The 12580-nt window shown below is 56.3% G+C and carries 8 protein-coding genes; 3 read left to right on the plus strand and 5 right to left on the minus strand.

Annotated features, from left to right (window positions below; all coding sequences use genetic code 11):
• Positions 1-75 precede the first annotated feature (75 nt).
• Complete coding sequence (gltB, locus tag AUQ43_RS13360; protein WP_062956731.1) at positions 76-4626, minus strand: glutamate synthase large subunit; 4551 nt, start codon at positions 4624-4626, stop codon at positions 76-78.
• Positions 4627-4654: 28 nt separating this feature from the next.
• Entirely contained in the window at positions 4655-6085 is a 1431-nt protein-coding gene (locus tag AUQ43_RS13365; protein WP_062956732.1) for an NAD(P)-dependent oxidoreductase, read from the minus strand.
• A gap of 265 nt (positions 6086-6350) precedes the next feature.
• On the opposite strand from AUQ43_RS13365, the gene AUQ43_RS13370 reads away from it, so the two are divergent.
• Entirely contained in the window at positions 6351-7181 is an 831-nt protein-coding gene (locus tag AUQ43_RS13370; protein ID WP_062956733.1) for an undecaprenyl-diphosphate phosphatase, read from the plus strand.
• Positions 7182-7229: 48 nt separating this feature from the next.
• Positions 7230-7772: a GNAT family N-acetyltransferase gene (locus AUQ43_RS13375; RefSeq protein ID WP_062956734.1), complete on the plus strand. Its 543-nt coding sequence runs from the start codon at positions 7230-7232 to the stop codon at positions 7770-7772.
• On the opposite strand, the gene AUQ43_RS13380 is transcribed toward AUQ43_RS13375, so the two are convergent.
• The 3 genes from AUQ43_RS13380 to AUQ43_RS13390 all read right to left on the minus strand — a co-directional run bounded on the left by AUQ43_RS13380 (position 7769) and on the right by AUQ43_RS13390 (position 11416).
• Positions 7769-8044: a DUF3572 domain-containing protein gene (locus AUQ43_RS13380; protein ID WP_062956735.1), complete on the minus strand. Its 276-nt coding sequence runs from the start codon at positions 8042-8044 to the stop codon at positions 7769-7771. The genes AUQ43_RS13375 and AUQ43_RS13380 overlap by 4 nt on opposite strands.
• A 28-nt stretch (positions 8045-8072) precedes the next feature.
• Positions 8073-8465 carry a hypothetical protein gene (locus AUQ43_RS13385; RefSeq protein WP_062956736.1) on the minus strand — a complete coding sequence of 131 codons (393 nt, stop codon included), beginning with the start codon at positions 8463-8465 and terminating at the stop codon, positions 8073-8075.
• Positions 8466-8629: 164 nt separating this feature from the next.
• Positions 8630-11416, minus strand: coding sequence for a cation-transporting P-type ATPase (locus AUQ43_RS13390; protein ID WP_232310674.1), 2787 nt, complete (start codon positions 11414-11416; stop codon positions 8630-8632).
• Positions 11417-11518: 102 nt separating this feature from the next.
• Here AUQ43_RS13390 and AUQ43_RS13395 point away from each other — a divergent pair, with 102 nt between their 5' ends.
• Positions 11519-12370: an ABC transporter substrate-binding protein gene (locus AUQ43_RS13395; RefSeq protein ID WP_084272104.1), complete on the plus strand. Its 852-nt coding sequence runs from the start codon at positions 11519-11521 to the stop codon at positions 12368-12370.
• The last annotated feature ends 210 nt before the right edge of the window (positions 12371-12580 follow it).

Raw genomic sequence — 12580 nt, forward strand, 5'->3', positions numbered from 1 at the left:
CCCGTACCGAAGTACGGGGCGAGTTCATTTGTCCAGGTGTGTTGGACAAGGGAGCTTGCGCAAAAGCGTGAGGGATCACGCAGTTGCCTGGTTTTCGCTCTCGGAGCGAATGGGGTGTTCCAGCTTGTCGACGATTTCTTTTGGCACGATCTGCCAGAAGTTGCCGCGTTCACGGTCCCAGTTATCGAGGATCGTGCGCGCAAAACCACTTTCGGTTTCGTTCACATGCTCTTCGATCAGAGAACGGCAATGTTCGTCCCAATGCTGGGTTTCAATGCGCTGATACAGAATGGAGCCATCATTAACGACATCGGCAAAAGTGCCTTCGGTGTCATAGATGAACGCCATACCGCCGGTCATGCCGGCACCGAAGTTTTCACCAACGGAACCAAGAATGACAGCCGTGCCGCCGGTCATGTATTCACAACCGTTCGAGCCACAGCCTTCGACCACAACGGTCGCGCCGGAGTTACGCACACAGAAACGTTCACCGGCCTGACCCGCAGCAAACAGCTTGCCCGAGGTCGCACCATACAAAATGGTGTTGCCGATGATGGTATTTTCGTTGGTCTTAAGCGAGCTACTTGGCCGCGGACGCAGAACAATCGTTCCGCCCGACAGCCCCTTGCCGACATAGTCGTTGGCATCGCCCTGTACTTCGATCTTGAGCCCCTGCACGGCAAAGGCACCAAGCGACTGACCAGCTGATCCGCGCAGACGGACATGCAGATGGCCCGGTTTCAGGCCGGTCATGCCGTATTTCTGCGTAATCAGTGACGACATCCGGGTCCCAATCGCGCGCTGGGTGTTCTGGATGTTGTACTGCAGCTGCATCTTTTCGCCGTCTTCAAGAAGCGGACGGGCATCCTTGATCATCTGGGCATCAAGGGTGTCCGGCACTTCGTTGCGGCCTTCGATGGTGCAGAAACGTGCATGGTCACCGGCATCGGCCTGTGCCAGAAGCGGGTTAAGGTCAAGGTCAACAAGGTCTTTGGCGCCACGATGAACCTGATGGAGCAGGTCCGAACGGCCAATGACCTCTTCAAGACGGGTATAGCCAAGCTCGGCCAGAACGTCTTTGACTTCCTCTGCCATGAAGGTGAACAGGTTGACCAGCTTGTCTGCGGTGCCGACAAACTTGGCACGCAGCGCCGGATCCTGGGTACAAACACCGACCGGGCATGTGTTGGAATGGCACTGACGGACCATGATGCAACCAAGCGCAATCAGGGATGCGGTGCCGATACCGAATTCCTCGGCACCAAGCATCGCGCCCATCACGATGTCACGGCCGGTTTTGAAACCACCGTCAACGCGCAGCTTGACCTTGTCACGCAGGTTGTTGAGCGTCAGAACCTGGTTGACTTCCGACAGGCCCATTTCCCATGGCACGCCAGCATATTTGATCGAGGTCTGCGGGCTTGCACCCGTACCGCCGTCATACCCGGAAATCAGGATCACGTCGGCTTTTGCCTTGGCAACGCCAGCAGCAATCGTACCGACACCCGAACGCGATACCAGCTTCACGCAAACACGGCAGCGCGGGTTGATCTGTTTAAGGTCATAGATCAGCTGGGCCAGATCTTCGATCGAGTAAATGTCATGGTGCGGCGGCGGCGAAATCAGGGTCACACCCGGCGTTGCATGACGCAGCTGGGCGATTTCGACCGTGACCTTGAAGCCCGGCAACTGACCGCCCTCGCCCGGTTTTGCACCCTGGGCAACCTTGATCTGGATTTCCTCGCAGTTGTTCAGGTATTCGGCCGTCACACCGAAACGACCGGATGCAACCTGCTTGATCGAGGAACGTGCATTGTCACCGTTCGCACGCGGACGGAAACGTTCACGCGACTCACCACCTTCACCGGAGTTCGATTTCGCGCCGATGCGGTTCATCGCAATCGCAAGCGCTTCGTGTGCCTCGGTCGACAGCGCACCATGGGACATGCCCGGGGTGACGAAACGTTTGCGGATTTCGGTGATGCTTTCGACCTGATCCTGACGCACGCTTTCGCGGTCAGAACGGAAATCAAGCAGATCACGCAGATGCAGCGGTTCACGCGAACGCAGACCTTCGGAGAATTTCTTGAAGGAATGATAGCTGCCCGTCGTGACGGCAGACTGCAACGTATGGATCAGCGGACCGGTCCAGACATGGCGTTCGCCACTGCGGCGGTACTTGTAAAGACCACCGACAGGCAGAACCACAACATTGCCGTTAAAGGCTTCTTTGTGTTGGGCAATGGTACGGCGCTGGATACCCTGAAGGCCAATCCCCGAAATGCGCGATGGCATCCCCGGGAAGAATTCCGCCACAAGGGACCGCGACAGGCCGATACTTTCGAAGTTATAGCCCCCGCGATAGGAGCTGATGATCGAAATACCCATTTTCGACATGATCTTGAGCAGACCGGCATCGATTGCGGCCTTGAAGCGCTGCATGACTTCGGCGGTGCTGTTCACGTTGGGGAACAGGCCGCGTGCATAACGGTCCAGCAGACCTTCCTGCGCAAGATAGGCATTCACCGTGGTTGCACCGACACCGATCAGAACGGCGAAGTAATGCACATCCATGCATTCGGCAGAGCGAACGTTGAGCGAGATATAGGTCCGCAGCGACGTCTTGACGAGGTGGCTGTGAACACCACCAGTCGCAAGGATCATCGGGATCGCCGCACGGGTTTCGGAAATGCCTTCGTCGGTCAGGATGACGTGCAGGGCACCACCGCGCACAGCTTCTTCGGCTTCGCGCTGGATGCGCGAGATTGCTTCGCGCAGCGCCATCTGACCACCATTGATGTCAAAGGTGGTGTCGATTTCAACAGCGCTGTCGCCCATATAGCCGCGCATCGCGTCATATTCGGCGTTGGTCAGAACCGGGCTTTCAAGCTGGAGCAAGTCACACTGGCTTTCATCCTCGTCAAGGATGTTGCCAAGATTGCCCAAACGGGTTTTCAGGCTCATGACGCGCGCTTCACGAAGGCTGTCGATCGGCGGGTTGGTCACCTGCGAGAAGTTCTGACGGAAGAAGTGATGCAGGCCACGATAACGATCCGACAAGATCGCAAGCGGGGTGTCATCGCCCATCGAGCCAATGGCTTCCTTGCCATCCTCACCCATCGGATGGAGGATCAGTTCAAGGTCTTCGTGCGTGAGGCCCATCGACTTCTGCAGACGCAGCAGGCGTTCTTTTTCAAGTTTCACTGGTTCCGCCTGTTCTGGCGAAATCAGATCATCAAGAACCTTGGTGCGACCGACCCACTTTGACCAGTCGCGACGTGCGGCCAGCTGGTCTTTCAGTTCGGCATCATGAAGCAGCTTGCCCTCTTCGAGGTTGACCGCAATCATCTGTCCCGGGCCGAGACGGCCTTTTTCAACACAGGCTTCTTCGTCGATATGAACCATGCCGGCTTCGGAACCGGCAATCAGAAGCCCATTGCCCGTAACGGCATAGCGCAACGGACGCAGACCGTTACGGTCCGTACCACCCATCAGCCATTTGCCGCCATAAGCCGCAAGTGCTGCCGGGCCGTCCCACGGTTCCATTACGGCGTTGCAATAGGCATAAAGGTTCTTGTAGCTGTCTGGCGTGGACGCCTTTTTCGACCAGGCTTCCGGCACCATCATGGTTTTGACCATCGGCAGGTCACGACCAGCACGCACCATCAGTTCGAACACCGCATCCAAAGCCGCCGAGTCCGAAGACCCCGGCTGGATCACCGGCTTTAGGTCATCGATGCTGTCGGCATAGGCATCATGTGCCATGCGCGCTTCGTGGCTTTTCATCCAGTTGACGTTGCCGCGCAGCGTGTTGATTTCGCCGTTATGGGCAAGAACACGGAACGGCTGTGCCAACGGCCAACTCGGGAAGGTGTTGGTGGAGTAACGCTGGTGATAAACGCAGAAGTTCGAAATGAAACGATCATCGCGCAGATCGGGATAGAAGGTATCAACGTCCTCGGCCAGGAACATGCCCTTGTAGATCACCGAACGGCAGGACATCGAGCAGATATAGAAATCCTTGATCGCCTCGGAAAGCACGGCCTTCTCGATGCGACGACGGATGGCATAAAGGTCGATTTCAAACTTTTCTTCGCTGACATCGCTGCGCACGCCAATCAGGACCTGCTCGATTTCCGGGCGGGTCTGGTTGGCTTTTTCACCGATGACCGACACATCAACCGGCACCTGACGCCAGCCAAGAATGCCGTAACCCTGCTTGAGGATTTCGGTTTCGACAATCGCACGGCAACGTTCCTGTGCCGCCATGTCGATGCGCGGCAGGAAGACCTGACCAACAGCGATCAGGCTGTCGGGCGCTTCCTGATTGATGACTTTAAGATAGGCCTTGAAGAAGTCCTGCGGGATCTGAAGGTGGATACCCGCGCCATCACCGGTCTTGCCGTCGGCATCAACAGCACCACGGTGCCAGATGGCCTTAAGGGCTTCGATCCCGGCTTCGACAACTTCACGGCGCGGTTTGCCGTCAATGGCACCGACCAGACCCACACCACAGTTGGCATGTTCTTCTGCCGGATCATACATCCCGCTGGCTTCAAGATGAGCCGCGTTCTTTTCAAAACGGGCGATGTCACTTGCGCCCTTGCTGTGAACGATCTTGTTCATAACTCTTTCTCCTAATGCGGCAGCGGGCTTAAGCGGCAGCTTCTTTGCGCGCCAGCAAATATTCATCAATCCGGTCCGCCGCATCGCGACCATCACGAATTGCCCAGACCACAAGCGATGCACCGCGGGCAATATCGCCAGCAGCAAACACACCATCCAGATTGGTCATCATGGTACGGAAGTCGATTTTGACCGTTCCCCAGCGCGACACACCGAGTTCCGGTGCATCAAACAGGGTCGGCAGGTCTTCGGGTTCGAAGCCAAGCGCCAGAATGACCATATCGGCATCCATGGTGTAGCTCGAACCTTCGATGATTTCCGGGCTCTGGCGGCCACCGGCATCCGGGGCACCAAGGCGCATCTTGACCGCGCGCACACCGGTTACCTTGTCATCGCCGACAAAGGCTTCGGGGTTTGTCAGCCAGACAAACTCGACACCTTCTTCCTCGGCATTGGCCACTTCGCGCTGGGAGCCCGGCATATTTGCACGGTCACGGCGATAAAGACATTTGACCGATTTTGCACCCTGACGGATCGCGGTACGCACACAGTCCATGGCGGTATCACCACCACCAATGACGACCACGTTTTTGTCCTTGGCATTCAGCGTTCCGTCTTCATAGGCCGGAACCTTGTCGCCCAGACCATGACGGTTGGACGTTGTCAGGTATTCAAGTGCAGGATAGACGTTCTCAAGACCGGCCCCCGGCAGTTTCAGTTCGCGGGCCTTGTAAACGCCGGTTGCGATCAGAACGCTGTCGTGTTTTTTGCGCAGGTCTTCAAGGGTGGCATCGCGGCCAACTTCGAATTCGGTGTGCATGACAACACCACCTTCCTCGAGAAGCTTCACGCGGCGTTCAACCACATCCTTTTCAAGCTTGAAGCCCGGGATACCATAAACCAGAAGCCCGCCCATGCGGTCATAACGGTCATAGATATGGACTTCATATCCTTTGAGGCGCAGCTGTTCAGCCGCTGCCATACCGCCCGGGCCACCGCCGATGATACCCACCGACATGCCATTTTCCTTGCCCGGCACCGGGGCCTTGACCCAACCGTTTTCAAACGCGGTATCGGTAATGTATTTTTCGACCGAACCAATGGTGACCGCGCCATGGGTCGATTGTTCGATCACGCAGTTGCCTTCACACAGGCGGTCCTGCGGGCAAATGCGGCCGGTTACTTCCGGCATGTTGTTGGTTGCAGCCGAGATGGCATAAGCCTCCTCAAGGCGACCTTCGGTGGTCAGGCGCAGCCAATCGGGGATGTTATTATAGAGCGGGCAATGTGCCTGGCAGAAGGGCACACCACACTGCGAGCAACGCGCGGACTGGTCCGCGGCACTCTGGTCCTCGAACGGCTCGTAAATTTCATTGAAATCCGTGCGGCGCTCGGACGCTTCTCTTTTGTGCGGATACTTTTGTTCAAGATGAACAAACTTCAGCATCTTTTCTGTCATGACGGCCCTCTGGAAGGGTTTTATGTTGCAGGTTTTGCTCTGTATACGTGTCAAACAGGCAAGAATCCAGTATAAAATATCATTTACGTCAATAATGCTGACGTAAATATCCAGATTATTTTTCCGGTTTTTCGCGAAACCCCATTGAAAACCGCTGTAACATTGTTTCAATAGTACCATAATGGTACTATTTATGCGTTTCGCCAAAATGGGCTAAACTGCTATAAGCGATCAGTTTTTGCAGCGAACAGGCACAGAGGCGGGCGTGACACTACAGCACATAATTCTTCTGGCAGTCGTTCAGGGGATCACCGAATTTCTCCCGATCAGCTCATCTGGCCATCTGGTGCTGGCCCCTGCCATCACCGGCAGCGCGGATCAGGGTTTATTGGTAGACGTCGCCGTCCATGTTGGCACTTTGGCTGCTGTATTGATCTATTTCTGGCGCGATGTGTTCGCCATGATCGGCGGATTCGTTCGGCTGCTTACCGGGCGAATCAATGCCGGTGCCCGCCTCGCCATTCATATTGTGCTCGCCACCATCCCCGTGATTGCTGTTGGATTCTATTTCAAGGTCTCTGGCATCGAGGAACAGCTGCGCTCGATTGAAATCATTGCCTGGACCACGCTTGGCTTTGGCGTGTTGCTTTGGATTGCGGACAAGGTCGGCATGACGATCAACCGCCTTGAGCATATGCGCTGGGGCGGGGCGTTGTTTATTGGCCTTGCACAGGTTCTTGCCCTTGTTCCCGGCACCAGCCGTTCGGGCATTACGATGACTGCGGCCCGCTTCATGGGGTATGAACGCGCAGACGCAGCACAGTTTTCCATGCTGATGTCGATCCCGGTGATCCTTGGTGCCGGTTTGCTGGCAGGGATCGATTTGCATCAGGCCGGTGACATCAACCTGACCGAGGATGTCCTGCTGGCGGCTGGCTTGTCCTTTATCACCGCACTGATCGCCATTGCCCTTCTGATGAGCTGGCTGAAACGTTCAAGCTTCACCCCCTTCGCCATTTATCGCATCTTGCTGGGCGGCGGGCTTCTGGTATGGATTTACGTCTATGGCGGCACACCCCTGCCCTTTCTGAGCTAAGCCAAGCAGCCACCACCCCTTATCCGATCCTTAACCGAAGTGCCTGACATGTATCTGCGCCCCCTTGATCCGATGGCCGATGGCCCGGACCTGCACGTTATTTTTGGTGACGCTGAGTGTTGCCTTTGGCTACCTGATCCCGCCTTCCCCGATCTCGAAACCACCATCGCCAATCTGAAAAACTGGACTGAAGGGTTCGAGGCAACATCCTGGGTTGTGTGCGAAACACCCGATGGACCGGCCCTTGGTCGCATTGCGCTTTATAACACCGGGCGGGAAAAGGATATCTGGGAAGCGGCCTGCATGATCAGCCCCGCCGCCCGCGGGCAGAACTATGCGGCGCGCGGATTGGCTGCGGCGATTGACGATCTGTTTGCCAAAACTTCGGCGCGCCGGGTTTTTGCCGATATCGACCCGGACAATCACGCATCACAAAAGACGTTTGAAAAACTGGGCTTTACCCGCGAAGGCGTTTTGCGTGGCGAATGGGAAACCCATATCGGTATCCGCGATTCCGTGATTTACGGATTGCTGCGCACCGATCCGAGGCCGAACATCGCGAACATGCCAGAACTGCTTGCCCGCCATTAGTCCTGCCAGATCGGGCCGCCGGACAGAACGATTTGCGCGCGCGCAGGGTCTTCGGGGGCGTAATCCGAATCCTCGACAAAGCGCATCAGGAACGGCTCATGCGACAACAGGAATTCAAGAGCACCGAGTTGCACTTCGGTTGATCCGATCCCCGCTTTGAGGTCATCAAGCCCCATACCGGTTTGCGCGATCAGTCCTTGCAACAATTCTTCATCGCCCGCGATATGGGCGATGGCGTTGATGGCCAGTGTTTCGGCTGCGTCCTTGTTCATGGTTTCGAATGCCTGCCTGAATGCATTGTTATTTGAACCACTGGGCCTTGGCCATGGCGCGCCAGATCACAAGACCGGCAATCACAATCACAGCGGCGGCAATCCCGCCAAGACCATTGCCCGCCATCAGGACCAGTCCCCAAAAACCGACTGTGCCAAAGCCAATCGCCAGACTAAGAAAGGCTGATTTGGTCAGGGTGTCCTGATTTTTCTGGGCCATTTCGGCGCGCTTGATTTCATCGACGATCTCATACCAGGCCAGTTGCTGCCAACGGGAGTATTTCAGCCCCTTGCGCGGACCCTTGCGCAGGAACTCATCAAGCTGCTTGACGATATTGGCCGCGCGCTCTTCGGGGGCAACATATTTGCCAATCCGTTCTTTCTTGCGCGGGCCTTCGTCTTCTTCATCTGGTAGCGGCATAGGACGGCCTGACACGTGATTGCGGCGATGCGTTATGGATAGGGGCCATGTGCTTTACATCCGGTAAACACCGGGGGCCAAACTCATGCACATGACCGATCCGGCAACTGGTTTGCACGGGCTACTTTGCCGCAAAGCCACACAAATCGCGGAGACCCGAGCGATTATGTGAATGAATTTGGCCCCTGTGACTTGCGCTTCTGCCAGTGTCGCAGGACCGCCTTTTCGACTTCGACCAGCACAAAGACGCTGAACCCGACCCCAACCGCCAGCGCCCAGCCAAGCGGCGAGATCACAGCACTTTCAAACAGATACTGCATCGGCGGGGCATAAGTGTAGATCAGCTGGAAAACCACAACCAGCGCCACGGCAATCAGCACCGCCCGACTGCCCGTCAGCCCCTGCTTGGTAAGCGCCGATGCAGTCAGGAAGCGCGTATTGAAAAGATAGAACAGTTCAAACATCACAAGCGTGTTGACCGCCAGCGTGCGCGAGACTTCAAGCCCCGCGCCCCGGTTCTGGGACCACACGAACACGCCAAAAACGCCAACCACCAGAATGAGCGAGACAAAAACAGTCCGCCAAATCAAAAAGCCCGAGAGCAAAGGCGCATCCCGTCGACGCGGCTGACGTTTCATGACGTTATTTTCGGCCGGCTCAAACGCAAGAGCCAAGGCCAGCGTCACAGCGGTGATCATATTGACCCACAGAATTTGCGGGGCGGTGATGGGCAACAATTGGCCAAGGGCCATTGCCATAACGATGGTAAGTGCCTCTCCACCGCTGCTGGGCAGGATGAACAGAATCGATTTGACCAGATTGTCGTAAACCGTTCGACCTTCCTCCACCGCGGCGGCGATTGAGGCAAAATTATCATCGACGAGCACCATTTCGGCGGCTTCCTTGGCGGCCTCGTTGCCCTTTTGGCCCATGGCAACCCCGACATCGGCGCGTTTCAGCGCCGGGGCGTCATTAACCCCGTCGCCGGTCATGGCGACGACATGGCCTTCGGCCTGCAGGGCCTTGACCAGTCGCAGTTTATGTTCGGGACTGGTGCGGGCAAAAACATGGGACTGCCGGGCCACGTTTCGCAGCGCCTCATCATCAAGCGCGTCCAGTTCATGGCCACTGACCACGCGTTCACCATCACCAAGGCCCAGTTGCCGGGCAATGGCACCGGCAGTGATCGCATGGTCGCCCGTGATCATTTTAACAGTGATCCCGGCAGCACGGCATTTGGCAACGGCAGCGATGGCTTCTTCGCGCGGCGGATCGACCAGACCATAAAGGCCGATCAACACCAGATCCTGTTTGACGTCGTCAAACACCAGCTGGTGATGGTGGTTGAGGGTCGGGCGGAACGCCAGTGCAAGAACCCGTTGGCCATTTTCGGCCATTTCCTGCATGCGGTCTTCCCAATAGGGGCGGTCACGGGCCTCCTGATGATTCGGTCCGCCCTGAGAGTTGCACATGGCAAGAATACGTTCCGGCGCCCCTTTGACATAGATAAAGCCATGGCCTTCGGCATAGTGATGCAGGGTCGCCATGAAACGATGTTCGGATTCAAACGGGATGACGTCGTGGCGCGGCAATTGACGGTTTTCGGCACCGGGTTCGAGTTCGGCCTTCATGGCAAGGGCAACCAGCGCGCCTTCGGTCGGATCGCCATCAACTACCCACTGACCATCATCCTCATGCAGACCGGCATCACTGCAAAGCAATGCCCCGCGCGCCATTTCGGTCAGCCCCGGATGATCATCAAGTGTGACCGGTTTGCCATCGAGTTCAAAACCGCCTTCGGGGCGATAGCCAGTGCCAGTCACGGCATAAAGATGCTTGCCGGTAGCAAGGGACTGCACCGTCATTTCATTGCGGGTAAGCGTGCCGGTCTTGTCCGAACAAATCACACTGACCGATCCCAATGCCTCTACGACGGGCAGCCGACGAATGATCGCGCGCCGCGACGCCATGCGTTGCACGCCGGTGGCAAGCGCGATGGTCATGATCGCGGGCAGGCCTTCGGGGATGGCGGCAACGGCCAGTGCGACAGCCCCCACAAACATGTCGGCCGCCGCCCGTCCATGCACCCAGACACCGATGGCAAAGGTGACACAGGCCACCGCCATGATCGCCGCGCTCAGCTTGCGCCCGAAGGCCGACATTTGCCGCAGAAGCGGTGTGGTAAGGGTACTGACTTCGGACAAAAGCGCACTGATGCGGCCAATTTCGGTTTTGGCCCCGGTGGCCACAACCACGCCACCTCCCTGCCCGTGGGTAACCATGGTGCCGGAATAGGCCATGGAAAAACGATCACCAAGGGCTGCGTCCTTGGCCACGGGGGAAACGGCCTTGTCGACCGGGACAGATTCGCCCGTCAGGATGGCTTCCTGAATTTGCAGGCCCTTGACCCGGATCAGGCGCAAGTCGGCCGGGACCTTGTCCCCTGATTGCAGATGGATGATATCGCCGGGCACGACATCTTCGGCGGGGATTTCAGTTTTGCGGCCATCACGCTCGACGATGGCGGCAAGCGAAAGCATATTGCGGATCGCCTCGAGCGCGCTTTCCGCCCGGCCTTCCTGAACAAAGCCGATGATGGCATTGACCACCACCACCGCCAGAATGACGGACGTATCCACCCAATGCGCCAAGGCCGCTGTGACAAGGGCTGCCAGCAGCAGGACATAAATCAGCACATTGTTAAACTGTGAAAGAAACCGGATCAGCGGCCCGCGCCGACGTGGCGGGTCCAGCCGATTGGGCCCGTATTGCACCAGACGCTTCGATGCTTCTTGCGGATCAAGTCCTTGGGAGCTTGTTTGGAAATCATCAAGCGTCTGCTCGGCGGGCAAAGCATGCCATGCCCCGTCTGCTTGCACCGGGTCCGTTGAAATCTCAGCGGGTTTGGCGACGACTTTGTTCATGGCAATGCGAGCCTTTTGATTGCGCATTCAGCGCATCGCAGATCGTATCGCACCGCAGCATTGCTTACAAGAAGTCACCACGGGGAAATTAATTATCTCCGTGTCTTTGCGGGAAACGAATTTATATCAATGACTTCTGATGGATATTCCTTTCGCCCGGTTCTTTGTGCGCTGAACAAACCTAAAAACCAGCAGAGAGGCACCACACATGCTATTATGATTGCTCACAAGCCGGAAATTCAGATGTCGCGCAGATTAAGATTTTTGGGATTTGTTCTGTGTGTATTGCCATTGATATCATCAACGGCAAGCGCATCTGACGACGACAGCACCGAAATCGTCGCTGCCTGCAGTCCGTGGCCACCCTATGTTGTCGATGGGAAGCTTCCAGGTGGTATTCTTGTCGATTATGTCCAAGAGCTCATGACATCATTCGGCTATGAAGTCAGGATAGAGGTCTTTCCATGGAAGCGCGCAATTGATGCCGCACGCAATGGCGACGTCGATGTCATATTCTGCGCCGAATCCGGTCAGGCGATAAATTATGGGCTAAACTACGAGTTCCCAATTCTGGTCAGTGACACCATTTTACTGTCCCACCGCGAGTATCCGCTGGAGGCTAACGAACTGTGGAACCACCGCATCGCTGTTGGCGCTGGCTATTGGTATGGTGACGTTTTTGAAAGCCGCCGTGACGATGTTGACACCATCGAAGTCGTAGATGACTTAACCATCTTGCGGATGATCGCCAAGAAGCGGGCTGATGGCGGATTGATGGAGAAGGCAGTGGCCGATACCTTGCTTAATACCTATCCGGAATTGGGGGATATGGTTCACATAAGCAAAATGCCCGTCGCGACACAGACATTTTACTTTGCGACATCACCAAATTCAAAAATCGACATGCGTATTTTGCGCCGCCATTTAACCCAGAGAGATCCTTCTCCGATCATACAGCAGGTTGAACCCACCACAAATTGAAGCCGGTCACGCTTAGCTGACAGCGAGAACGGCGGCTGCAATCACGCCAAAAGCAATCAAGTGGACCATCATCATTCTCCTCGTTTGTAGAACCACACAGGCGCCTAGAGCAGACCTGCGCGTGGAACTTTGAATGATGCATCTCAAAGCAGGGGATTTGATGACCGGATTTCGGCAATTTCGTGCCGAGCGCACAAACCGCATTCCGGG

Origin of the sequence: Thalassospira sp. MCCC 1A01148, from assembly GCF_001613795.1 — a bacterium.
Taxonomy (GTDB): domain Bacteria; phylum Pseudomonadota; class Alphaproteobacteria; order Rhodospirillales; family Thalassospiraceae; genus Thalassospira.